Origin of the sequence: Streptomyces sp. NPDC102360 (assembly GCF_044766085.1) — a bacterium.
GTDB lineage: Bacteria > Actinomycetota > Actinomycetes > Streptomycetales > Streptomycetaceae > Streptomyces.
The window spans coordinates 39,682-63,939 of record NZ_JBIWLG010000022.1 but is presented as its reverse complement, the minus strand read 5'-3'; the positions used below and the strand labels follow the sequence as shown (position 1 = coordinate 63,939).

Genomic DNA, 24,258 nt, shown 5'->3' with positions numbered 1-24,258 from the left:
CGCACCGTTCACGGCACTGGCTACGGTCGCGCCACTCCATCGAAACGTATCGGCAACGGGCGACCGCACCGTGTCGATACGTATCGACAGTACGTATCGACAGTGTGCCGGGAAGGTGGTGGGCAGGCATGGTGACGAGCCGGGACGTGGCGCGCCTCGCCGGCGTTTCGCAGAGCACCGTCTCGTACGCGATGAGCGGGCGGCGTTCCGTCTCGGTCGGGACGCGCAAGCGGATCGACGCGGCGATCGCGCAGCTCAGCTACCAACCCAACGCCGGGGCACGGGCGTTGGCGAGTCGGCGCACCCAGGTGATCGCTCTGGTCGTCTCGTTCGGGTCGGGTGCCAACACCGCGGGCCTGTTGCCGTTCATCGAGCAGCTCACCCTGTGCGCCCGCGAACAGGACCACGATGTCCTCCTGGTCACGGCGGACGAGGGGGCTCAGGGTCTGACCCGGCTCGCCGCCCGCTCACTGTGCGACGCGATCGTCCTGCTCGACGTCGAGTCCCGCGACGCCCGGATTCCCGTGGCCGAGGGACTCAGGGTGCCGGTGATCCTGATCGGCATACCGGAGAGGGTCACCCCACTGCACTGCGTGGACCTGGACTTCGAGCTCGCCGGGCGGATGGCGGTGGACGAGCTGGCCGCCACGGGGCACGAGCGCGTCGTCCTCATCGGGCACCCCAGGGAGGTCCTCGCGCGGGACATCAACTTTGTGCGGCGCTTCCAGCGCGGGGCGGCCGCGTCCGCGGCGGGCCATGGCATCGCGTACGACGTCGTCGAGCCGACGGGACACGGTCGTGCGGGAGCGCGGGACGCGGTGGACTCGGTGTGGGACGGCGGCCGTGGCCGACGCAAGGGCGCGGGGCGGGTCGGTTTCGTCGTCGCCAACTCCTCGCTCGTCCAGCCGGTGCTGCAGGCACTGCTCGACCGCGGCCTCGAACCCGGCCGGGACCTGTCGGTCGTCGCGCTGTGCACGGATGCCGCGGCCGAGGCGTCGCATCCAGCGGTCACCAACGTCTCCCTCGAGCCGCAGGACGTGTCCCGGCGCGCGATGCAGACCCTCTTCCGGCTCCTCGACCAGGACCGCCGGGACAACGATCTCCCTCACCATCTCCCGTACGAGCGCACCGAGTTGGTGACTCCGCGACTCACCCGGCGCAGGACGGTCGTGTCCCACCCCGCACCGCCCTCCTGACCACCACCTCACCCCACAGGAACATCGCCTGCGCGAAGCCTGCGGATCGTCGATACGTATCGATTCGATCGGCCAGACCTGAACAGACCCGCACGTCACGCACACCGCACACCGGAACAGCCCGGTGAGCACCGCGCCGACGAAAGGACTGAGATGGTTCGACGAACAAGAGCCGGGAGCAGGGCCACGGCGGCGACGGCCCTGATCCTCGGCACGTCCCTCGCAGTGAGCGCCTGCAGTGGCACGGAGCCCGACACCTCGTCGTCGGGGAAGGTCACCAGGCTGCGCGTCCTCGACTACTACAACAACGAACCGGACAAGACGGTCTACGCGAAGTTGCTGAAGGCCTGCGGCCGCGAGAACGGGGTGACGATCGAGCGGGAGGTCGTGCCCGGTTCCGCGCTCATCCCCAAGGTGCTCCAGCAGGGCTCGTCGCACACGATGCCCGACGTCCTGATGCTGGACAATCCGGACCTCCAGCAGATCGCCGCGACCGGCGCCCTCACCCCGCTGAGCGACTACGGCCTGTCCGCCGACGGGTACGCCAAGGGCGTGGTGGACGCCTCGAGTTACCGGGGCAGGCTGTACGGACTGCAACCCGTCGCCAACACCCTCGGCCTGTTCTACGACAAGGACGCGCTCAAGAAGGCCGGGGTGACACCGCCGGCCACCTGGCGCGAGCTGCGGGCCGCGGCGCAGAAGCTGCGGACGAAGGACCGCTACGGCGTGGCCTTCGCGGCGCCGGCCGGCTACGAGGGGGCCTTTCAGTTCCTTCCCTTCCTGTGGTCCGCGGGGGGCGACGAGCGGAACATCGCCACACCGTCCGCCGCCCGCGCCCTGGACCTGTGGGCCGACATGGTCAAGGACGGATCGGCCTCCAAGTCGGTGGTCAACTGGACGCAGGCGGACGTCAACGACCAGTTCGCGGCGGGCAACGCCGCCATGATGATCAACGGTCCCTGGCAGTTCCCCGTCCTGGACAGCACACCGGGACGCCACTACGGCGTCGTGCCCGTCCCCGTACCGCGGTCCGGCGAGGGGGTGGTCGCGCCGCTGGGCGGTGAGACGTGGACGCTGCCGAAGACGGACAACGTCGAGCGACAGAAGAGGGCCGCCCGCGTGGTCAAGTGCCTCAACTCCGACAAGAGCCAGCTCAGCCTGGCCGAGCGGCGGCAGACGGTGCCGACGAGGACGGCGCTCTCGCAGCGCTTCGAGAAGCAGGAACCCGCGATGAGGCCGTTCGTACGGCAGGTGCGCGACGCGCGGGCCCGCACCGGGAAGCTCGGCAGCGCGTGGCCGAGGGCCGCCCTGCGGATCTATACGGCGATCCAGTCCGCGCTCGCCGCCGGTGAACCGCCCGCGCGGGCGTTGAAGGAGGCTCAGGATGGCTGAGCCCACGCGCGGAGCGAGCGGTACGCGTACCGGCTCACGTACCGGCGCGCCCCAGGTACCGCGTCCCGTCGCGCGCCCCGAGCACGCCGGGGCCGTGTCCGGCGGCCGGCCGGGGTCCGCTCCCCGGCGCCTCGCCCGGTGGCGCGGTCCGCGCGGCCGGGAACGCGTGATGCAACTGCTGTTCCTGGTCCCCGCCGTGACGTACCTGGTGGTGTTCTTCGGCTATCCGGTCGTCAAGAACGTCGTGATGGGTTTCCAGCGCTACACCATCGCCACGTACTTCACCGGCGAGGCGCCCTGGGTCGGCCTCGCGAACTACACGTCGGTGCTCGGTTCATCGCTGTTCGGCGAGGCGATGCTCAACACCGTGCTGTTCACAGTGGGTTCGATCGCGGGGCAGTTCGTGATCGGTCTGGCGATCGCGATGTTCTTCCGGCGCCGTTTCCCGCTGAGCGGGGTGCTGCGCTCGCTGCTGCTCGTACCGTGGCTGATTCCGCTGATCGTCGCGGGCGCGGTGTGGCGCTGGATCCTCGACCAGGACAACGGTGTGCTCAATCGCTTCCTCGAGGCGCTGCACGTGGTGCAGGGTCCGCCGGGGTGGCTCACGGACACCTCGCTCGCGCTGATCGCCGTGATCGTGGTGAACATCTGGATCGGCATCCCGTTCAACGCCGTCATTCTGTACGGCGGTCTGCAGGACATCCCCGAGGAGTTGTACGAGGCCGCGTCGCTGGACGGGGCGACGGGGTGGCGGGCCTTTCGGCACATCACCTGGCCGCTGCTGCGTCCGGTGGTGACCGTGGTTCTGGTGCTCGGCGTCGTCTACACCATCAAGGTCCTCGACATCATTCTCGGTCTCACCAACGGCGGCCCCGCGAACACCACGCAGACCATCGCGACGCAGTCCTACCAACTCTCCTTCCAGCAGTTCGACTTCGGGCAGGGCGCCGCCCTGAGCAACGTCCTCATCGTCGTCTCTCTGGTCTTCGCCGTCCTCTACCTGCGCGCGAACCGGCGCGCCGTCACCGAGTGAGGCCCCGTGTCAGTGATCGAGAACATCCGCAATCCGGTCCCTGCCTCTGATCGTGCCCCGGGCGTCGGCGGACCCGCGCGCCGCACGCCGCGCGCGCTGGGGCACACCGCCGCCGGGGTGCTGATCCTCGCGGTGCTGCTGTTCCCGCTGTACTGGATGGTCAACGTCTCGCTGCAACCCAGTGGTTCGGCCGTGGCCACCCCGTGGCTGCCCACCCACGTCAGCTTCCAGGGCTATGCCACCGCCCTGAGCGAGCAGGGTCCGAACCTGCTGACCAGCCTGATCGTGGCCCTCGGCAGCGTGGTCTTCAGTCTCGCGGTGGCCACCCCCGCCGCCTACGCGCTCGCCCACTTCAAGGTGCGCGGCGTCGGCGTCGTGCTGTTCGCCATCCTGATCAGCCAGATGATTCCCGGCATCGTCGTCGCGAACGCCCTCTACAGCGCGTACATCAAGCTGGGTCTGCTCAACTCGATACCGGGCCTGATCCTCGCCGACTCCACGCACGGCATCCCCTTCGCGATCCTGATCATCCGCGCGTCGATGGGTGTCATCCCGCGCTCGGTGGTCGAGGCGGCGCGCGTGGACGGGGCCGGCCCGTTGCGCGCCTTCGCCTCGATCGTGCTGCCGATGAGCCGCAACTCCCTGATCACAGCGGGGTTGTTCACGTTCCTGTTCACCTGGAGCGACTTCCTTTTCGCCCTGACCCTGACCACCACAGAGGACGTACGGCCCGTGACCCTGGGGCTCTACCAGTACGTCGGCGCGTTCGTGAACGACTGGAGTTCCGTGATGGCGACCGCGGTGCTCGCCTCCCTACCGGCCCTGGTCCTGCTCCTGATCGCGCAGAAGTACGTCACCGCGGGCGCCGTCGGCGGCGCCGTCAAATAGCCACACCCACCCACAGAGAGCGAGGCACCGTCATGACCGAGACACCCGCCACTGCCCTGCGCGTCACCGTGTGGGGCGAGAACCGTCACGAGCAGATCGAGGAGCACGTCGCGAAGCTCTACCCGGAGGGGATGCACGCGACGATCGCCGCGGGCATCACCGAGAATCTCGGCGCCTCCTGCGCCGTGCGCACCGCCACCCTGGACGAGCCCGAACACGGTCTGACCGAGGAGGTGTTGGCGGGCACGGACGTTCTCACATGGTGGGGTCACGCGGCACACGGCGAGGTGGCCGACGATGTCGTCGAGCGCGTCCACCGTCACGTCCTGTCAGGCATGGGCCTGGTGGTGCTGCACTCGGGACACTGGTCGAAGATCTTCACGAAACTGATGGGCACCACCTGTACGCTGCGCTGGCGCAACGACCGCGACCGCGAACTGGTCTGGACGGTCGACCCCACCCACCCCATCGCCGAGGGCGTCCCGCATCCGATCGTCATCGACGAGCAGGAGATGTACGGGGAGTTCTTCGACATCCCCACCCCCGACGAGCTGGTCTTCGTCAGCTCCTTCTCCGGCGGCGAGGTGTTCCGCAGCGGCTGCACCTTCCGCCGCGGCCACGGCAGGATCTTCTACTTCAGCCCGGGCGACCAGGACTATCCGGTCTACCACCACAAGGACGTACGCCGAGTCATCGCCAACGGGGTGCGCTGGGCCCGTTCGGACCGCCCCGCGCGGGCCCTGCCCGAACTGCTGCGCTACGAGGCCGGCGACTTCTCCCGCGGCCGTGACTACCAGGGGCCGCTGGGATGACCCACCGGATCATCGACTGTGGCGCCGACAAGCCGCTGCGCGTCGTCGTGGCCGGTGCGGGAAACATGGGCCGCGCCTGGCTGTCCGCGATCACCGCCGCCCCCGAGGCCGATGTGGTCGGCCTCGTCGACCTCGACCTGGACGCCGCACGCGGCGCCGCCGCAGACCTGGGCCGGCCCGGTCTCCCCATCGGCTCCGACGTGGTGGCCCTGGCCGCCGAGACCGGGGCGCAGGCCGTGGTCGACGTGACGGTCCCCGCCGCACACCACCCGGTCACCACCGCTGCGCTGTTCGCGGGGCTTCCCGTACTCGGCGAGAAGCCCGCGGCCGACACGGTGGCCCACGCCCTGTCCCTGGCGGCAGCCGCGGAGGCGAGCGGCGAGCTCTTCATGGTGAGTCAGTCCCGCCGCTGGAACCCACGCCTTTTCGCGCTGCGGGAGATGGCGTGTGAGCTGGGGGCACTGGCCACGCTGACGACCGAGTTCTTCAAGGCCCCGCACTTCGGCGGCTTCCGCGAACAGATGGCACACCCCCTCCTGGTGGACATGGCCATCCACGCCTTCGATTCGGCCCGCTTCCTGCTCGACGCCGACCCCGTCGCGGTGTACTGCCAGGCGTACAACCCGCCGTGGAGTTGGTTCAAGGGCGACGCCGCCGCGCACGCCGTCTTCGAGATGGACGGCGGCATCCGCTATGCGTACGACGGCAGTTGGTGCAGTCCGGGCGCGGAGACCTCGTGGAACGGCAGGTGGCGGCTCAGCGGCGAGAGGGGCTCGGCGCTGTGGAACGGCGAGGACGATCCCGTCCTGGACGCCGAGCCACAGCCACCGGCCACCCGCCCCCACTCCACCTACTCGGACATCACCGGCGCCCTCCAGGTGTTCGTCGAGGCCCTGCGGACCGGGCGGAACCCCATGGGCGAGGTGCACGAGAACGTCATGAGCCTCGCCATGGTCGACAGCGCGGTCCGCTCGGCCGACGACGGGCGCCGGGTCCTCGTCGACGACGTCCTGAACCGTGCCCACACCGACGCGCTGCGCGCAGAGTCCCATCCCGAGGTCCGTGCGGCGCTCGCCGCCTGGCCGTCGGTACGCGCGGCACTCACCGCGCATCCGCCGGTGTTCCCGACGAGCTGACGCGGCACGGCGGCGGGCTCGACCGGCACGCCAAGGCGAACAGGCCCCGATCCAATGGGATCGGGGCCTGTTCGGCAGTAGCGGGGACAGGATTTGAACCTGCGACCTCTGGGTTATGAGCCCAGCGAGCTACCGAGCTGCTCCACCCCGCGTCGGTGAAGCCAACTCTACGCCACCCCGGGGGCCTTCCCGACCACGCGGGTGCCCTGCGGCGAGGTTGGTCACCACGACGAGGTCGGGCACGAAGTACAGGTGCGTCCGGGCGGGCCCGACCCGGTCACTTGCTGAAACCGGCAGTCAGGCCACTGAGCAACTGGCGGCGGCCGAACGCGTACAGGATCAGGATGGGCAGCGTGGTGAGGACGACGGCGGCCAGGATGGCGGGGACGTTGACCTGGAACTGGCCCTGCAAGGTCCACACAGCGAGCGGCAGGGTCCGCTGGGACGGGCTCTGGGTGAGGATCAGCGGGAGCAGGAATCCGTTCCAGATGGTCAGCGCGTTGAAGATGGTCACGGTCAGGATGGCGGGACGGGTGAGCGGGGCCGCGAGGCGCCACAGGGTGGTCCACTCGGTGGCGCCGTCGACCCGCATCGAGTCGAACAGCTCCTTGGGCACGTCCCGGATGAAGTTGGCGAGTATCAACACGGACAGCGGGATGGCGAACGCGATCGACGGGAGGATCAGCGCCAGCAGGGTGTCGTACAGATGCAGCCGGATGATGATCAGGTACACCGGGATCACCGTCGCCTGCAGCGGGATGGCCAGGCCCATGAGGAATACGCCGTTGACCGCACGCAGGTAGCGCGTGCGGCCGCCGCGCACGATCGCATAGGCGGCCATGAAGGAGAACGCGACCGCCGGCACCACCGCGCCGGCGGAGACCACGACGCTGTTGACGAAGTAGCGGGCGAAGTCGGATTCGATAACGAGGCGGTAGTTGTCGAGCGTGAGGTCGCCGGACGGGGTCAGCGAGTTGCTGGAGTAGTAGCTGCTCTGTTCCTTGAAGCTGGTGATGAGCGTCCAGTACAGGGGCACGGCTACGACGACGAGCCAGAGCCAGCCGGCCAGGCCGCCCAGCCAGTTGCGGCGCTGGGCGGTGGCGCGGGGGCGGCCTTCACGGTTGGTGATCTTCTGCGGGCGTTCTGCCTTGGTCAGTGTGGTCGTCACGTCAGGCCCCCTCGAGCTGGCTCGCGTCGGCGTCCCTGCCGCCGAGCCGGCGCAGCAGCAGGGCGAAGGCGAGGCCCACCAGGACGAGGATGACCGCGATGGCGCTTGCCGGGCCCATCAGGTTGGCCTGGAAACCCCGCTTGTACATGTCGAGCGCGAGGACCCGGGTGGCGTCTCCTGGTCCCCCCTCGGTCAGGACGTAGATGAGGTCGAAGAAGGTCAGGGACCCGACCACCATCAGCGTCGACGAGGTGATGATGGTGTATTTCAGCTGGGGCAGCGTGATGCTGAAGAACTGCCGGATCCGTCCGGCGCCGTCCAACTGGGCTGCTTCGTAGAGGGACTTCGGGATCTGCTGCACACCGCCCTGGTAGATCAGCGAGTGGAACGGGACGAACTGCCAGGAGACGATGAAGACGACAACGCCGAACGCGAGTCCGGGCTGCCCCAGCCAGTCCTTGCTGAGCCAGTCGATGCCAAGTCCCGCGCCGAGCCCGAAGGTCGGGTTGAGCAGCGCCTTGTACGCGACGGCGATCGCGGCGGAGCTGAACACGAGCGGGATGAAGTACACCACCGCGAGCCACGCCCGGTAGCGCTGTCGTCCCGCCATGAACGTGCCGAGCAGAATGCTCATCGGGGTCTGGAACAGCCAGGACGCGATCATCACGCCGAACGTCACCATCAACGCGTGCGGAAGGCCGGGGTTGGTGAGCACCGCCCGCCAACTGGTGAACCCTGACAGGCGGATGGCGCCGATGCCGTCCCAGGTGGAGAAGGACAGCACGAAGACGCCGACGAGCGGGACGACGGCGAACCCGACGAAGACCACGAGCGCCGGCACGGTCAGCCACGGCAGGATGCTGCGCTGACCGCGACGGGGCGGGTGGGCGGTGAGCGAGGTCATTTACCGATGACCTCGTTGAGGTTGGCGGCGAACTGCTTGGGCGAGATGGACAGTTGGAACAGCTTGACGATGTTGTCGAGCAGCGTCTCCGCCGCCGTCGGGCTGAGCGCCTGGTCCCAGGACTGGCTGAACGACTTGGCCTTGGTGGCGATGTCGTACGTGAATTCCAGGAAGTCGGAGTCCTTGGAGGCGGAGAGCAGCTTCTCCGTCCCCAGCTTGACGGGAACGCCGCCGCCGTCGATCCACGCCTTCACCTCGGCGTCCTGCAGCATGCCCTTGGCGAAGAACTCCTTGGCGATCTTCTTCTCCGCGGCGCTCGCCTTCGAGGAGATGGACAGGTACTCGCCGGGGTTGCCGACGGTGTTGCTCGGATCGCCCTTGCCGCCCTTGACGGGCGGGAAGTTCATGAAGCCGAGGCCGCCGCTGGAGACGAAGTCACCGCCGTCGTTCTTCTGGATGCCGTACGACCAGGAGCCGTGCAGCATCATCGCGGCCTTGCCCGTATACAGCAGAGCCTGGTCGGCGTTGGAGTCCGCGGTGATCGACGAGAAGCCCTTGACGAACCCCTTGGCCTTGACCAGGTCCTGCACCATGCCGAGCGCCTTGATGGCGGCGGGGTTGGACCAGGCGTTCTTCTCGCCGTCGAAGACGGCCTGGAACACCTCGGGGCCGCCGATGCGGTCGAAGAGGAACTCCAGCCACATCATGTTCGTCCACCGGGACTGGCCGCCGAGGGAGAACGGTGCGATGCCCTTGGCGTTGAACTTGGGCACAAGCGCCATGATGTCGTCCCACGACTGCGGCGGCTCCACACCGACCTTGTCGAAGACCTTTTTGTTGTAGTAGAGGAAGATGGGCTGCACCCGCTCGACGGGCATCGCGTAGATCTTGCCCTTCACGGTCGCCGCGGGGAACGCGGTGGGGAAGAGCTTCTTCTTGACCTCGGGATGTTGCTCGAACCACGAGGTCAGATCCTCGACCTGGCCCGCCTCCACGTAGCTGCGCAGCGTCCCGCCGCCCCAGCTCTTGATGATGGTGGGCGCCTTCCCGGCACCGATGGCGGTCTTGATCTTCGTCTTGAACGCGTCGTTCTGGAAGGAGGTGCCGGCGATCTGGCTCTTGGGGTGGGCCTTGTTGAAGGCCTCCACCGTATTCTTCCTGACGCCCTCGTCGGGCTGGCCACTCAGGTACCAGTATGTGGCTCCCTTGCCGTCCGCACCGTTCTTGCTCGGTCCCGACGAGCCGCAGGCCGCGAGCGCCGCGGAGAGCGGGACGCCGGCGGCTATGCCGAGGACGGCCCGTCTTGAGACGGGACGCCGTGAGAGGGGGATTTCCATGTGTGTTCTCCGCACTCGAGAGCCGCCGGCGGCCCCTGGACCACCGTGAAAACTTTTCGAAATCCGGCCAACGTTCAACCCTGTGAATGCAAATTAGGTAGCAGGTACAGGGCTGTCAAGGCATGCGCAATAACGTTGTGGGGCAAGGCACTTCTGCGTAGCGTCAGGCGAACACGACACGCAGGTAAGCCGCCAGAGGCATCGAAAATGTTTCGAAGCATCGCGGCTGACGACCGAGGAGGATGCGGATGTCCGCGGCTGATTCACTTGCCGGGGCGGGACAGGCCGTGCGGCGCTGGCAGGACCCGGCGCAGCCGGTCTGCGACCGGGTCGATGCGCTGCTCGCCGAGATGACGGTGGCGGAGAAGGTCGCCCAGCTCGGCAGCCGCTGGCTCGGCAACTTCATGGGGCACGAAACAGGCGACGACGGGGGCGGGGAGGCCGGTGCCGGAGAAGCCCCTGACGGGCAGGCCGAGCGGCCTCAAGTGGCCCCGCTGGAGGCCCTGTTCAAGGACGCGGGGCGCGTCTCGCTCGAGGAGGCCGCGCGGGACGGGCTCGGCCACCTCACGCGGGTGTACGGCAGCCGTCCGGTGAGCGCGGAGGAGGGCGCTGCCCTGCTCGTCGCACAGCAGCACACGGTCGTCAAGGGCTCCCGGCTCGGCATCCCGGCACTGGCCCACGAGGAGTGCCTCACCGGGTTCAACACCTACGGCGCCACCGTCTACCCCGCGCCGCTCGCGTGGGCGGCGGCCTTCGACCCGGACCTGGTGCGCCGCGTCGGCGGGGCGATCGGGCGGGACATGCGGGCACTCGGCGTGCACCAGGGGCTCGCTCCGGTCCTGGACGTGGTGCGGGACTACCGGTGGGGCCGGGTCGAGGAGACCATGGGCGAGGACCCCTACCTGGTGTCGATGCTCGGTGCCGCGTACGTCAGCGGTGTGGAGGGCGCGGGGATCATCGCCACCCTGAAGCACTTCGCCGGGTACTCGGCCGCCCGCGGCGCCCGCAATCACGGCCCCGTGCCAATGGGCCGCCGCGAACTCATGGATGTCATCCTGCCGCCGTTCGAGACGGCGATCGCGGTGGGCAAAGCCCGTTCCGTGATGAACTCCTACTCCGACATCGACGGCGTACCGGCCGGCGCCGACCCCTGGCTACTGACCCAACTGTTGCGTGAGGACTGGGGGTTCACCGGGACGGTCGTCTCCGACTACGGGTCGCTCGCGTTCCTCGCCGGCCTGCACGGGGTCGCGGCCGACTTCGACGAGGCGGGCGCCATGGCCCTCGGCGCGGGCATCGACGTGGAACTGCCGGACACCCTCACCTTCGGCCGGCACCTGGAGGAACGGGTGCGCCGCGGCGAGCTTCCGGAGTCCCTGCTCGACCGGGCGGTGCGCCGACTGCTGACTCAGAAGATCGAACTGGGCCTGCTCGACCCCGGCTGGACGCCCGAGGATTCGGTCGCCCCGGCCGCGGCGAGGGACCTGGACTCGCCGGAGAACCGGGACCTGGCAAGGGAGTCGGCCGAGCGGTCCGTCGTGCTGCTCGACGAGGGCAGCGCGCTGCCGCTCGTCGACGCGGACGCGGGGCGTACGGCGCCGGGCCGCATCGCCGTGGTGGGGCCGTGCGCGGGCGACTCGCGCACCCTCATGGGCTGTTACGCCTTCCCCAACCACGTCCTGCCCCGCCATCCCGGGCTGCCGCTCGGCATCTCGGCGCCGACGGTCGTGGACGCACTGCGCGGCGAACTCCCGGACACCGAGGTCGTCTTCGAACCGGGCTGCGACGTGCGCGAAGCGGACCGGTCCGGTTTCGCCGCGGCGATGGCCGCGGCCCGCGGGGCACAGCTGTGTGTCGCGGTGGTGGGCGACCGCGCGGGCCTGTTCGGCAACGGCACGTCCGGTGAGGGCTGCGACGTGGAGGACCTGCAACTGCCGGGCGTGCAGGGCGAGTTGCTCGCGGAGCTGTTCGCCACCGGGACGCCCGTGGTCGTGGTCGTACTGTCCGGCCGCCCGTACGCGCTGGGCGAGGTGCATCCCCGAGCGGCCGGACTCGTCCAGGCGTTCATGCCGGGGCAGGAGGGTGCGGCGGCGATCGCCGGTGTACTGTCCGGGCGCGTCCAGCCGGCGGGCAGGCTGCCGGTGCAGATTCCGCGCCGCCCCGGCGGCCAGCCCGGCACGTATCTGCAACCGCCCCTGGGCGCGCACACGCAGGGCATCAGCAGCGTCGACCCGACGCCGCTGTTCCCCTTCGGCTACGGCAGGTCGTACACCACGTTCGAGATCGGGGACCTGCGCCTGAGCGCGAGCGACATCCCCACCGACGGGGAGTTCACGGTGTCGGTGCGGGTGCGCAACACCGGTGCCAGGCAGGGCCGCGAGGTCGTCCAGCTGTACCTGCGCGACCCCGTGGCTCAAGTGACTCGCCCTGTACGGCAGTTGACCGGCTTCCAGCAGGTCGACCTCGCACCGGGGGCGAGCGCGCGGGTGAGTTTTCGGGTGCACGCCGACCGGACCGCGTTCACCGGCCGCGATCTCACCCGGATCGTCGAACCCGGCGAGGTCGAGGTGCAGGTCGGCGCCTCCTCGCAGGAGCTGCCCTGCCGGGCTGCCGTACGATTGACGGGCCCCGTCCGGCAGGTCGGCCACGATCGGCGGCTCACCACCCCGGTGGACGTAACCCTGGAAGAAACCGATGCCACCGCGCGCTAGACGCACCACCCTGGCGACCGTCGCCCGCGAGGCGGGGGTCTCCGTCGCCACCGTGTCCAAAGTGGTCAACGACCGTAGTGACGTGGCGCCGCAGACCCGCGCCCGGGTACAGGAGCTGCTGCGCGAGCACGACTACCTGGCCCCCGTGTTCCGGCACACCGAGGCCGAGCAGAACCCGACGATCGAGGTGCAGTTCAACGGCGACCTCAAGACGTACTCGGCCGAGGCGCTCGAGGGCATCATCGACGCCGCCGCCGAACTGGGCGCCTCGGTCGTGATCAGCAAGTCGTCGCCCGCGCCGCACTGGGCACGGGACCTGGTGTCGGCGGGGCGGCGCGCCCTCATCGCGGTCACCAGCATGTACACGGCCGCACATGCGAAGGAGCTGGCCAGGGCCGGACTTCCGCTGGTCGTCCTCGACCCGCTGCACCTGCCGCACAGCCAGGTGCACAGCGTCGGGGCGACCAACTTCGCCGGCGGCCTGGCCGCGACCGAGCATCTGCTCCGGCTCGCCCACCGCCGCGTCGGCTATCTCGGCGGCCCGGCCATGGCCGTGTGCAACCAGGCCCGCCTGCACGGCTACCGCGCCGCCCTGGAAGCTGTGGGCGCCCCCACGCCCGCCGCCTTCGTCCGCCACGGAGCGTTCACACATCAAACCGGCCTGCACGGCACCGCCGCGCTCCTTGGCCTGGACGAACCACCCACAGCGATCTTCGCGGGCAACGACGAGATCGCCCTCGGGGTCATCGAGGCCGCCCGGGCCCGCGGCCTGCGCATCCCCGAGGACCTGAGCGTGGTCGGCTTCGACGACACACACCTGGCCAGGATGGTGTCACCGCCCCTGACCACCGTTCGCCAGCCGCTGCGCGAGATGGGCGGCATCGCACTGCGCACCGCGCTGCGTCTGGCGGGCGGCGAGCGGGTCGAGTCCCATCACATCGAACTCGCCACGGAACTCGTCGTACGGTCGTCCACGGCGCCGCCTCCAGAAGCCACGTCTCCGCGGACGTAGGCGTCGAGAACGCTGACCATCCGTAGTACGTGGCCGTCGTCCGGCGGCGTGAGCGGCCTCTATCGCATACCCCCATTGGTCATAGAATCGGCGTGTGACGAACGACGATTCCGCATTCGCAGCGCTGGGCGCACTGACCGATCCCGTACGCCGTCGCCTCTATCGATACGTTGCCGCTCAACCGGACGACGTAGGGCGTGACGCGGCCGCGGAGGCCGTTGGTGTCTCGCGGTCGCTGGCCGCGTTCCACTTGGACAAGCTCGTCGAGGCCGGGTTGTTGACCGCGTCGTCGCGGCGGTTGTCAGGGCGCACCGGGCCGGGCGCGGGGCGGCCCGCGAAGGTGTACCGGCGCGCCGAGGGTGAGCATGCCGTGTCCCTGCCGCCCCGGTCCTACGACTCCGTCGGCCATCTGCTCGCCTCGACCGTGGAGAACGCGGGCCTGGACCGCGAGTTGCAGGAGGCGGCGCGGGCCGCGGGTGCGGCGCAGCCGGACATCGACACCGACGACCTGGTCGATGTCCTGGCGGAGCGCGGTTACCAGCCCTACTGGGACGAGGGGACGCTGCGCCTTCGCAACTGCCCCTTCCATGCGCTGGCCGAGGAGTTTCCCGCTCTCATCTGCGGGATGAATCTCGCGCTGCTGGAGGGACTTGCGCCTGCGGCGTGGTCGCCTGCGATGGATCCGTGCCCGGGCGGATGCTGCGTGGCGCTCTCCCGGAGGTCCGACTGAGCTTCCCCTCGTCGTGCCGGCGGCTCTCCCGCCGACACCGCGGCCAGTTTCTAAAACAAATGAGCGTTGACTATAGAAGCGGCCTCGGACATGCTGGGCCCATGACTGGCTTTCACTTGGCACAGGTCAACATCGGCCGCCTCGTCGCCCCGCTGACCGGGCCCGAGCTCGCCGACTTCGTCGCACAGCTTCCTGAGATCAACGCGCTCGCCGACGGCAGCCCCGGATTCGTCTGGCGCATGGTCGACGACGCCGGCGAGGACGCGACCGACCTCCGCCCCGACGGCGCGGACGACATGATCCTCATCAACTGCTCGGTCTGGGAGTCGGTCGAGGCGCTGCGGGCGTTCACTTACCACAGCGATCATCTGCGGGTGCTGAGCCGCCGCCGCGAGTGGTTCCAGCGCATGGCCGAGGCGCACCAGGCCCTGTGGTGGGTACCGGCCGGCCATCGCCCGAGCATCGCGGAGGCGATGGAGCGGGTCGCCCTCGTCCGCGAACAGGGGCCGGGGCCCCAGGCGTTCACCTTCCGCACCCCTCACCCGGCGCCGGTCGCGACGGCCGGACGGTGACAAGCAGGCCAGTGTGAGCGGAGGGCGGCTCCCACTCCGGCGCCCCGCGCCCAAACGCCACTCCCCCCCGCGTGCACATACGCCGCTTCGGCTCCCACCCCGGCGCCCGCGCCCAAACGCTGCTCCCCCGCGTGCCCGTACGCCTCTCAGCCCGACACCTCCGTCAGCATCCGCCACCCCGGCGCGTAGCGCCCGTGCAGGACGAGGGACGCGGCGCCCACTGCCCCGGCCGTCTCTCCGATCAGGCTCGGTTCCACCGTCACCCCGCCCAGGGCGCGCGCCACAGACGTCGTGTTGACGGCCTTGTCGATCTCCTCGCCAAGTAGTTGTTCCACGCCGACGAGCGCCTCGCCGCCCAGGACCACACGGCTCACGTCGAGCAACGCCACCGCCCCGCGCACCGCCTGCCCCATCCGGCGTCCCGCAAGGCGCACCACATCGCAGGCCGCTTCATCACCCGCGCCCGCCGCACGCCGCAGCAGTTTCCAGTCGGCGCGCACCGCGTTGGGGGCGCCGCTGAGTTCGAGGCGGCGTGCGACGGCTTCGCCGTGCCGGGTGAACAGGTCTTCCACCAGGGCGGCGGGGTTGCAGTAGGGGCCGAGGCAGCCGTAACTCCCGCAGTCGCAGCGGCGGTTACCGTGTTCGGCCTGGGCGTGGCCGATCTCGCCCGCGTTGCCCGAATCGCCGCGCAGGACATGGTTGCCCAGCATGACGCCGGCGCCGATTCCCGCACCCATGTACAGGAACAGGAAGCCGTCCGCGCGTTCCTCGCCGCCGATCCAGCGCTCACCGATCGCCGCGGCCGTCGCGTCGTTGTCCATCGCCACCGGCATGCCGGTCTCTTTCGCGAACATGTCAACCAGGGGCACGCGTCGCCAGCCGCCGAAGTTCGGCGGGTTCACAACCGCGCCCGCCTCCGCGTCGATGGGGCCCGGAGCCGCGATTCCCAGGCCAAGGAGCCGACTGCGGTCGATCGCGGCGCGCTCGGGCAGCCGCAGCGCCGCACGCGCCACCCGGTCGACGACTTCGGCCGGATCACTGGGTCGTGGCAGCGCGAAGCGGCGGCTGAGCAGCACCGATCCGGCGAGGTCCACCAGGACGATCACCGCGGCGTCCGGGTCGAGGTGCACTCCGAGGGCGTAGGCGCCGTCGGCACGCGGGGTGAGCAGGGTGCGGCGTTTGCCTCCGCTGGACGGTGCGTGTCCGGACTCGGCGATCAGGCCTTCGTCGAGCAGTCGGCGTACGACGTTGGACACGGTCTGATTGGTCAGGCCGGTCAGGGGACCCAACTCAACGCGGCTCACCGGCCCTTTGGTTCGGATGGCGGCCAGGACGACGGCCTGGTTGTAGCCGCCGACCTTCGGCAGGTTGGTGCCGCTGCGCGCCATGGTGTCTCCTCCTTTGGGCAAGTCCGTCGTGGCGGTCTCGCCAACACGTGCTCGCCAACTCGTATCCAGCGCACCGGGCGTCGGCTTCGAGATTATGCAGCAGGCGTTGACTTAGTCCATCCATTGGATTTAGGTAATCGACAACGCATCACGCAGCACCGCGCAGCACGCCCGCACCGTCGGCGACTTCCGCATCGTCGCTCGACCGGTGCACCGCAACACCTCTGGTACCGCCTGCAGTTGAGCGCCCGACTCCGGGTGCCGAGCCGCCTTTTCCTGGAGGAACCCCTTGCGCAAGAAACTCCTCGCCGCCCTCGCGGTCACCATCGCGACAACGTTGTCCGCAACCGCTTGCGGTGGTTCCGGATCCTCCGCCGGCGGCGACTCGATCAAGGTCGTCTACTGGCAGCACCTGGACCAGAACGACCACAAACAGCAGAAGTTCCTCGCCTCGATGAAGACGTCGTTCGAGAAGGCCCACCCGGGCAAGAAGGTCCAGATCGTTCCGGTCACGGCCTCGGAGAACGACTACTACACGAAGATCCAGCTGATGATGCGCTCGCCCTCGACCGCGCCCGACATGGTCTACGAGGACACCGCACTGATCAACTCGGACATCGCCAGCGGGTACCTCAAACCGCTCGACGAGTACGTCGGGAAATGGTCGGACTGGGGCAAGTTCGCGAAGGCAGCCAAGGACGCGGTCTCCTCCCCCACCGACGGCAAGACGTACGGCGTCCCGGACGACACCGACACCCGTGGCATCTGGTACAACGAGAAGCTGCTGAAGAAGGCGGGCATCAAGACGCCCTGGCAGCCATAGAGTTGGCAGGAGCTCCTCGACACCGCGCGCACGCTGAAGAAGAAGCTCCCCGGTGTCATCCCGATGAACCTCTACACCGGCCAGGCCGGCGGCGAGCGATCCACGATGCAGGGCATGGAGATGCTGCTGTACGGGACGAAGGACGCCGGCGAATCCCTGTACGACGCCAAGAAGAAGAAGTGGGTCGTCGGCACGCAGGGCTTCAAGGACGCGCTGAAGTTCGTGCGCACCGTCTACGGCGAGGATCTGAGCCTGGACAAGTCCACGGCACTTGGGCCCAACGCGGATGCCGAGGTCGGCACGAAGCTGATACCGAAGAGCAAGCTCGCCATCAACATCGACGGTTCCTGGATGGGCGGCACCTGGCAGAAGACGGGTCCGAGCCCGTGGCCCGAGTGGTCGAAGACGATGAAGCCCGCCGCCATGCCGACCCAGAACGGCCAGGCGCCCGGCAAGGTCAGCATGTCGGGCGGCTGGGCCTGGTCGATTCCGTCGAAGGCCAAGAACCCCGACCTGGCCTGGCAGTTCATGAAGGCGATCAAGAACAAGGACAACTCGGTGAAGTGGAACGTCATCGAGTCCACGACCGCCGTGCGCACCGACGTGGCCGCCGACCCGAAGTACCTCAACGCCACGCCGACCAACAAGTTCTTCACCGGCCTCGTGAAGTACACCCACTTCCGCCCGGCGCTGCCGAAGTACCCGCAGGTCTCCAATGCCATCACCAAGGCCATGGAGTCCGTGACCACCGGGCAGGCCTCGGTGGGTGAGGCCGCCAAGACCTACGACCAGGATCTGGCCACGGCCGTCGGCCCCGACGCCACCGTCAAGGGCGCCCGATGAAATCGGCCGTCGCCACCGCCGAAGCCACCCCAGGTGCGAGCGCGGGCGGCCGCGCTCCCGTGGGGCGCTCGCTGCTGCGCGGCATGCCGATGCTGCCGTCGATCGTCCTGCTGGCCGTGTTCCTGGCCGGACCGATCCTGTACTGCGTCTACGACGCGTTCACCGACGCCCAGTTGACGGGTGCCGCCGAGACGAACTTCGTCGGCCTGGACAACTTCACGCGGGCGCTCGACGATCCGAACTTCCTCAACGCCCTGTGGCTGACCCTGGTGTTCGTCGTCGGCTCCGCCGTCATCGGGCAGAACACCCTCGGCCTGAGCCTCGCGGTGCTGGCCGAGAAGGCCACCAAGCCGCTGCGCACGCTCACCAACGGTGTCGTGATCGCCGCCTGGGTGCTGCCCGAGGTCGTCGCCGGGTACCTGATGTACGCGTTCTTCTACAAGCAGGGCTCGCTCAACAACGTTCTCGGTTTTCTGGGTCTGCCGCAGCAGAACTGGCTGTACACGCTGCCGATCCTCGCGGTGTGTCTCGCCAACGTGTGGCGCGGCACCGCGTTCTCGATGATGGTGTACTCCGCCGCGCTCAACGAGGTGCCACGCGAGCTGGTGGAAGCCGCGGAGATGGACGGCGCGGGCGTGTGGCACCGGCTGTGGCACGTGACGCTGCCGGTCATTCGCCGCACCATCATGACCAACCTGATGCTGATCACCCTGCAGACGCTCTCCGTCTTCGGGCTGATCTACGCCATGACGCGCGGCGGTCCCGGCAACAAGAGCCAGACCCTACCGGTGTTCATGTACCAGCAGGCGTTCCAGAACAGCATGATCGGCTACGGCACCGCGATCGCGCTGGTGCTGCTGGTCGTGGGTGCCCTGTTCTCCCTGGTGTATCTGAAGCTGCTCAAGGTGGAGGAGGACTGATGGCGACCACCGATCTGCTGCCCGCCGCCGAGGCCGGCCGCGCCGACGGCGGCGCCCGCCCCGCCCCCGTGACAGGCACGGCACGGCGCCGGTTCCGTCCCGGGCGCGTCGCCGTCAATGTCGTCCTGCTGGTGATCAGCCTGCTGTTCGTGCTGCCGTTGGTGTGGATGGTGTTCGCGGCGTTCAGCTCGACGGCCAGCTTCGAGCTGAACGTGCCCACGCCGCCGACGCTGGACAACTTCCACGCGATCATGAACGCCGAGACGACGTACCGGCCGCTGCTCAACGGGCTGCTGCTGTGCGGCGGTGCGACCCTGCTGTGCGTGGTCGCGTCGATCCTGGCCGCGTATCCGCTCTCGCGCTATCGCTCCCGGCTGCGCCGCCCGTTCCTGTACACCGTGCTGTTCACCACCGGGCTGCCCATCACCGCGGTGATGATCCCCGTGTACAGCATGTTCGTACAGGTCGAGCTGATCGACTCGATGTTCGCGACGACGCTGTTCCTTGCGGCGTCCGCGCTGCCCATCGGGATCTGGCTGATGAAGAACTTCATGGACGGTGTGCCCATCGTCCTGGAGGAGGCCGCGCGGATCGACGGCGCGAACGCCATGCAGTCCCTTGCCCGCGTGGTGCTGCCGCTGATGTGGCCGGGTGTCACCGTCGTCACCGTGTTCACCTTCATCAGCATGTGGGGCAACTTCTTCGTGCCGTTCGTGCTGCTCCTGTCACCGGAGAAGCTGCCGGCGTCGGTGAGTGTGTTCACGTTCCTCAGTGCCCATGACCAGACGCAGTACGGGCAGCTGGCCGCGTTCTCCCTGGTGTACACGCTGCCCGTGGTGATGCTGTACCTGCTGCTGACCCGCAAGCTGGGCGGCGGCTTCGCCCTCGGCGGCGCCCTCAAGGGCTGAGTCCGCATCTGCGGGAGGAATCAACTCTCCTCCCGTGCAGTCCTGTTCCATGTTCTTCGAAAGGTGTTCTGTGCACTCCGACCGCGACATCGTCCAGCACCGCCTCCGGCGCGTCCTCGACGAACGCATCCGGCCCGCCGTCCACGCCACCTCCGTCCCCCTGGAGATCGGCATCTGGCAGGTGTCGGGCGAGCCCGTCCCGGTGGCCGAGGGACTCGCCGCCGGCTACCGGCCCACCGAGGTGGGTGCACCCTGGGGTCCGGCCTGGACCACCAGTTGGTTCAAGGTCAGTGGCCGCGTTCCCGAGGAGTGGGCGGGGCGCCGCGTGGAGGCCGTCGTCGACCTCGGCTTCGGCACCACCGAGCCGGGCTTCTCCGCCGAGGGCCTCGCGTACCGTCCCGACGGCACGGCCGTGAAGGCGCTCAATCCGCGCAACATCTGGCTTCCGGTGGCCGAACAGGCCGTCGGAGGTGAGGAGTTCGTCTGTTACGTCGAGGCCGCCGCGAACCCGCTCGTCATGCATTCGGGGCCGGATGACCGCACCTTCGCAAGCACGCCGCTCGGGGGTCGCGCGCCATGGCTCGACGAGGAAGGTGCCTCGAACGGTGAGCCGATCTACCGGCTGCGCCGCGTCGACCTGGCCGTCTTCGACGCGGAGGTGTACGACCTCGTCCATGACATGGAGGTCCTCGACCAGCTGATGCGGGAGCTGCCCGAGCAGGCGCCGCGCCGCTGGCAGATCCTGCGGGCGCTGTCCTCGGCCCTGGACGCCGTGGACCTGCAGGACGTCAGCGGCACAGCGGCCGCCGCCCGCGAGATCCTCGCGCCGGCGCTGGCATCGGGTGCGGCCGACGGCGAGCACCGCATCTCGGCGATCGGGCACGCCCACATCGACACGGCGTGGCTGTGGCCGCTGCGTGAGACCGTGCGCAAGGTCGCGCGTACCGTCTCCAATGTCACCCAACTCATGGACGAGTACCCGGAGTTCCGCTTCGTGATGTCCCAGGCGCAGCAGTTGGCCTGGCTGAAGGAGCACCGGCCCGAGGTGTACGAGCGTGCCCAGGAGAAGGCGAAGACGGGGCAGTTCGTGCCGACGGGCAGCCTGTGGGTGGAGCCGGACACCAACATCACCGGGGGTGAGGCGCTGGCCCGCCAGTTCATTCACGGCAAGCGGTTCTATCTCGACGAGTTCGGTGTCGAGACCGAGGACATGTGGCTGCCGGACACGTTCGGGTACAACGCGGCGATGCCGCAGCTGATGAAGCTGGCCGGGGTGCGCTGGTTCCTCACGCAGAAGATCTCGTGGAACACCACGAACAAGTTCCCTCACCACACGTTCTGGTGGGAGGGCATCGACGGCACCCGGATCTTCAGCCACTTCCCGCCGGTCGACACGTACAACAGTGACCTGTCGGGCGCCGAGGTGGCGCACAGCGTGCGCAACTTCCAGGACAAGGGCGCGGCCAATCGTTCGCTCGCCCCGTTCGGGTACGGCGACGGCGGTGGCGGCCCCACCCGCGAGATGCTCGCGCGCGCCGAGCGGCTCGCGGACCTGGAGGGTTCGGCGCGGGTCGAGATCGAGAAGCCGGGTGACTTCTTCGCCAAGGCTCTTGAGGACTATCCGGACGCGCCGGTGTGGGTGGGCGAGCTGTACCTGGAGTTCCACCGGGGCACGCTCACGAGTCAGATCGCTACCAAGCAGGGCAACCGGCGCAGCGAACACCTGCTGCGGGAGGCCGAGTTGTGGGCGTCGACGGCGGCGCTGCGCACGGGGGCGGCGTACCCGTACGAGGCGATCGACCGGCTGTGGAAGACGGTGCTGCTGCACCAGTTCCACGACATCCTGCCGGGTACCTCGATCGCGTGGGTGCATCGGGAGGCGGAGGAGACGTACCGTCAGGTCGCCGCAGAGTTGGGTGAGTTGATCGAGTCGGCGCAGACCGCGCTGGCGGGGCCGGCCTCCGAGGACGGCTCGCGGGTCGTCTTCAACGCCGCGCCGCACGCCCGCGCGGGCGCCGCCGCCCTGGGCACGACGGTGCGCCGCGAACCGGAGGCGGTCACGGTCGAACCGCAGCCGCGGGACGGCGGCTTCGTCCTGGACAACGGCCTGGTCCGCATCGTGATCGACGACCGGGGTCTGGTCACGTCGGCGTACGACATCGAGGGCGAGCGTGAGGCGCTGCCGCCGGGCGCGGTGGCCAACCTGCTCCAGCTGCACCAGGACTTCCCGAACCAGTGGGACGCCTGGGACCTGGATGCCTTCTACCGCAACACCGTCACGGATCTGACGGCGGCGGAGTCGGTGACTGTCGTGGACGGCGGCGTCCGCGTGGTGCGTGCCTTTGGTGACTCGCGCATCGAGCAGACCCTGGCGCTGGCGCCGGGAGCCCGTCGCCTGGACGTCGACACGGTCCTCGACTGGCACGAGACGGAGAAGCTGCTGAAGGCGGCGTTTCCGCTGGACGTGCGGGCCGGGCACTCCACGGCGCAGGTGCCGTTCGGGCACGTCGAGCGGCCCACGCACACCAACACCAGTTGGGACGCCGCCAAGTTCGAGGTGTGCGCGCACCGTTTCCTGCACGTCGGCGAGCGGGGCTGGGGCGCCGCCCTCGTCAACGACTCGACGTACGGGCACGACGTCACGCGTGATGTCCGCGAGGACGGTGGCACCACCACGACGGTCCGCCTGTCGCTGGCACGCGCGCCGCGCTTCCCCGACCCGGACACCGACCAGGGCACGCACCGGCTGCGCTACGCCCTGCTGATCGGCGCGGACGTCGACGACGCGGTCCGCGAGGGCTATCACCTCAACCTGCCCGAGCGGACGGTGTCCGGTTCGGCGGAGGTGGCACCGCTGGTGGCCGTCGACAACCCGGCGGTGGTGGTGGAGGCGGTCAAGCTCGCCGACGACCGCTCGGGCGATGTCGTGGTCCGCTTGTACGAGTCCCAGGGCGCCCGCGCCACCGCTCTCCTCTCCCCCGGCTTCCGCCTCGCCTCGGCGACGGCCACGGACCTCCTGGAGCGCCCGCGCGCAGCCGACGAGCCCGCGTGCGAGGCCACGGACGGCGGGGTGCGGCTGCGGCTGCGTCCGTTCCAGATTCTGACGGTGCGGCTGGCGGCCGTACGGGACTGAGTACGCGGCAGGTGTGACGGGGCCCCGCGGGAGTGTGCGCGGGGCCCCGTCACGGATGGCTCAAGGATGCAGAGCACCCGCTCCTTCCGAGAACTCAACGACCAGGAGGTGCACCCGACATGGAGCACGACGACCGTAAGGCGCAGGGGCGCCGCGGCATGCTCAAGGCCTCGGCGACCGTGGTCGGCGCGGCGCTCACCGGATCGCTCGCCGGCGCGGGCAGCGCTGCCGCCGACGGCGCACCCGAGCGGTTCCCGCGTGGGCGGGCGACCTTCCCGATGGGGCCGTTCACCAAGAGCGAGGCGAATCCGATTCTGCGGCCGGAGCCGTCGCACGAGTGGGAGTCGGCGTATCTGTACAACCCCTGTGCCCTCGTGGTGGGCGGCAGGATCGCATTGCTGTACCGGGCGCAGAACAACGCGAAGAGGTCCAGCATAGGGCTCGCCTGGAGCGATGACGGCATCACGTTCCGGCGAAGGGCCGAGCCGGTGCTCACGCCGAGCGAGCCGTACGAGCTGCCCGGTGGGTGCGAGGACCCGCGGGTGGTGCACGTCGGTGACACCTTCTACATGACGTACACCGGCTACGACGGGACGAGCGCGCTGCTGTGCCTGGCGACGTCCAAGGACCTGGTGCACTGGGAGAAACACGGGCCGCTGTTCCCCGAACTGCACGACCCGGTCCATGGTGACAAGCCGTGGAACAAGTCGGGTGCCATCCTCAGTACGCCCATCGACGGCACGTACTGGATGTACTTCGGTGAGTCCAACGTCTTCTGGGCCCGTTCCGAGGACCTGATCCACTGGGAGACCGTCGGGAACGACGATCCGGTGGCGAAGCCCGTGCACCCCTGGGAGGGGTCCCTGATCGAGCCCGGCCCGCCGCCGTTGCGCACCGACGACGGACACATCCTGCTCGTCTACAACGCCCGCTCGGACGGCAAGGGCGGGTACACCAAGGGCCAGTACTCCACCGGTCAGCTCCTCATCGACCCGGCCGACCCGACCAAGGCGGTGGCCCGCCTCGAGCGGCCGTTCCTCGTGCCGACGTCGGCGGACGAGCAGGACGGCCAGGTCAATCACGTGGTGTTCACCGAGGGGTTGGTGCGGTTCCGCGACGCCTGGTTCCTGTATTACGGCATGGCGGATTCGGTGCTCGGGGTTGCGGTGTCGCGGCCCGGCCCCAAGGGCTGAGCGCGGCGCACGCGTTCACGCGGCTTTGCGGTCGGATTCTCTGGAGGTGTGCGTTTCTCGGCCGCTCCGCTCGTCACCGTGGACGAGGCGGAGATGACGCAGTCGATGGTGTCCGGATCCCGGGCGGGTCGCTCCGCCCATGCGGTCTTCTATGCGGTC

18 protein-coding genes, 1 tRNA gene and 1 pseudogene are annotated in these 24,258 nt (G+C 69.1%); 15 read left to right on the top strand and 5 right to left on the bottom strand.

What is annotated here, in order from left to right; all coding sequences use genetic code 11:
- Window positions 1-128: 128 nt before the first annotated feature.
- The 6 genes from ACIRHA_RS42010 (at window position 129) to ACIRHA_RS41985 (ending at window position 6,457) form a co-directional block, all read left to right on the top strand.
- Window positions 129-1,196: a LacI family DNA-binding transcriptional regulator gene (locus tag ACIRHA_RS42010; protein WP_403857093.1), complete on the top strand. Its 1,068-nt coding sequence runs from the start codon at window positions 129-131 to the stop codon at window positions 1,194-1,196.
- A gap of 153 nt (window positions 1,197-1,349) precedes the next feature.
- Window positions 1,350-2,588 carry an extracellular solute-binding protein gene (locus ACIRHA_RS42005; protein WP_403857090.1) on the top strand — a complete coding sequence of 413 codons (1,239 nt, stop codon included), beginning with the start codon at window positions 1,350-1,352 and terminating at the stop codon, window positions 2,586-2,588.
- A gap of 169 nt (window positions 2,589-2,757) precedes the next feature.
- On the top strand, window positions 2,758-3,621 hold the full coding sequence (locus ACIRHA_RS42000; RefSeq protein WP_403857120.1) for a carbohydrate ABC transporter permease: 864 nt from the start codon (window positions 2,758-2,760) through the stop codon (window positions 3,619-3,621).
- 6 nt (window positions 3,622-3,627) lie between these two features.
- A complete protein-coding gene (locus ACIRHA_RS41995; RefSeq protein WP_403857087.1) occupies window positions 3,628-4,509 on the top strand; it encodes a carbohydrate ABC transporter permease in 882 nt (293 codons plus the stop codon).
- Window positions 4,510-4,541: 32 nt separating this feature from the next.
- Window positions 4,542-5,321, top strand: a complete 780-nt coding sequence (locus tag ACIRHA_RS41990) for a ThuA domain-containing protein (RefSeq protein ID WP_403857084.1) — start codon at window positions 4,542-4,544, stop codon at window positions 5,319-5,321.
- Window positions 5,318-6,457, top strand: a complete 1,140-nt coding sequence (locus tag ACIRHA_RS41985; RefSeq protein ID WP_403857081.1) for a Gfo/Idh/MocA family protein — start codon at window positions 5,318-5,320, stop codon at window positions 6,455-6,457. Before ACIRHA_RS41990 ends, ACIRHA_RS41985 begins: the two co-directional genes overlap by 4 nt.
- A gap of 78 nt (window positions 6,458-6,535) precedes the next feature.
- Here the strand turns inward: ACIRHA_RS41985 and ACIRHA_RS41980 are convergent.
- The 4 genes from ACIRHA_RS41980 to ACIRHA_RS41965 all read right to left on the bottom strand — a co-directional run bounded on the left by ACIRHA_RS41980 (window position 6,536) and on the right by ACIRHA_RS41965 (window position 9,866).
- A tRNA-Met gene (locus ACIRHA_RS41980) sits at window positions 6,536-6,609 on the bottom strand.
- A gap of 125 nt (window positions 6,610-6,734) precedes the next feature.
- Complete coding sequence (locus ACIRHA_RS41975; protein WP_403857078.1) at window positions 6,735-7,625, bottom strand: carbohydrate ABC transporter permease; 891 nt, start codon at window positions 7,623-7,625, stop codon at window positions 6,735-6,737.
- 1 nt (window position 7,626) lies between these two features.
- Window positions 7,627-8,529 carry a carbohydrate ABC transporter permease gene (locus ACIRHA_RS41970; protein WP_403857075.1) on the bottom strand — a complete coding sequence of 301 codons (903 nt, stop codon included), beginning with the start codon at window positions 8,527-8,529 and terminating at the stop codon, window positions 7,627-7,629.
- A complete protein-coding gene (locus ACIRHA_RS41965) occupies window positions 8,526-9,866 on the bottom strand; it encodes an extracellular solute-binding protein (protein WP_403857072.1) in 1,341 nt (446 codons plus the stop codon). The genes ACIRHA_RS41970 and ACIRHA_RS41965 overlap by 4 nt, the downstream gene beginning before the upstream one ends.
- 248 nt (window positions 9,867-10,114) lie before the next feature.
- Here ACIRHA_RS41965 and ACIRHA_RS41960 point away from each other — a divergent pair, with 248 nt between their 5' ends.
- From ACIRHA_RS41960 to ACIRHA_RS41945, 4 genes are all read left to right on the top strand, one after another.
- Window positions 10,115-12,577, top strand: a complete 2,463-nt coding sequence (locus ACIRHA_RS41960; protein WP_403857069.1) for a glycoside hydrolase family 3 N-terminal domain-containing protein — start codon at window positions 10,115-10,117, stop codon at window positions 12,575-12,577.
- Entirely contained in the window at window positions 12,561-13,589 is a 1,029-nt protein-coding gene (locus ACIRHA_RS41955) for a LacI family DNA-binding transcriptional regulator (RefSeq protein WP_403857066.1), read from the top strand. Before ACIRHA_RS41960 ends, ACIRHA_RS41955 begins: the two co-directional genes overlap by 17 nt.
- A gap of 94 nt (window positions 13,590-13,683) precedes the next feature.
- Entirely contained in the window at window positions 13,684-14,319 is a 636-nt protein-coding gene (locus ACIRHA_RS41950; RefSeq protein ID WP_403857063.1) for a helix-turn-helix transcriptional regulator, read from the top strand.
- Between the two features lie 101 nt (window positions 14,320-14,420).
- Window positions 14,421-14,891, top strand: a complete 471-nt coding sequence (locus ACIRHA_RS41945; protein WP_403857060.1) for a DUF3291 domain-containing protein — start codon at window positions 14,421-14,423, stop codon at window positions 14,889-14,891.
- Window positions 14,892-15,037: 146 nt separating this feature from the next.
- On the opposite strand, the gene ACIRHA_RS41940 is transcribed toward ACIRHA_RS41945, so the two are convergent.
- A complete protein-coding gene (locus tag ACIRHA_RS41940) occupies window positions 15,038-16,279 on the bottom strand; it encodes an ROK family protein (RefSeq protein ID WP_403857057.1) in 1,242 nt (413 codons plus the stop codon).
- 289 nt (window positions 16,280-16,568) lie between these two features.
- Here ACIRHA_RS41940 and ACIRHA_RS41935 point away from each other — a divergent pair.
- The 5 genes and pseudogenes from ACIRHA_RS41935 to ACIRHA_RS41915 all read left to right on the top strand — a co-directional run bounded on the left by ACIRHA_RS41935 (window position 16,569) and on the right by ACIRHA_RS41915 (window position 24,099).
- Window positions 16,569-17,945, top strand: a pseudogene (locus ACIRHA_RS41935) (extracellular solute-binding protein).
- Entirely contained in the window at window positions 17,942-18,865 is a 924-nt protein-coding gene (locus tag ACIRHA_RS41930) for a carbohydrate ABC transporter permease (protein ID WP_403857054.1), read from the top strand. The pseudogene ACIRHA_RS41935 and the gene ACIRHA_RS41930 overlap by 4 nt, the downstream one beginning before the upstream one ends.
- Window positions 18,865-19,773 carry a carbohydrate ABC transporter permease gene (locus tag ACIRHA_RS41925; RefSeq protein ID WP_403857051.1) on the top strand — a complete coding sequence of 303 codons (909 nt, stop codon included), beginning with the start codon at window positions 18,865-18,867 and terminating at the stop codon, window positions 19,771-19,773. The genes ACIRHA_RS41930 and ACIRHA_RS41925 overlap by 1 nt, the downstream gene beginning before the upstream one ends.
- Window positions 19,774-19,843: 70 nt before the next feature.
- On the top strand, window positions 19,844-22,906 hold the full coding sequence (locus ACIRHA_RS41920; RefSeq protein ID WP_403857048.1) for an alpha-mannosidase: 3,063 nt from the start codon (window positions 19,844-19,846) through the stop codon (window positions 22,904-22,906).
- 119 nt (window positions 22,907-23,025) lie between these two features.
- On the top strand, window positions 23,026-24,099 hold the full coding sequence (locus tag ACIRHA_RS41915) for a glycoside hydrolase family 130 protein (RefSeq protein ID WP_403857045.1): 1,074 nt from the start codon (window positions 23,026-23,028) through the stop codon (window positions 24,097-24,099).
- Window positions 24,100-24,258: the final 159 nt, after the last annotated feature.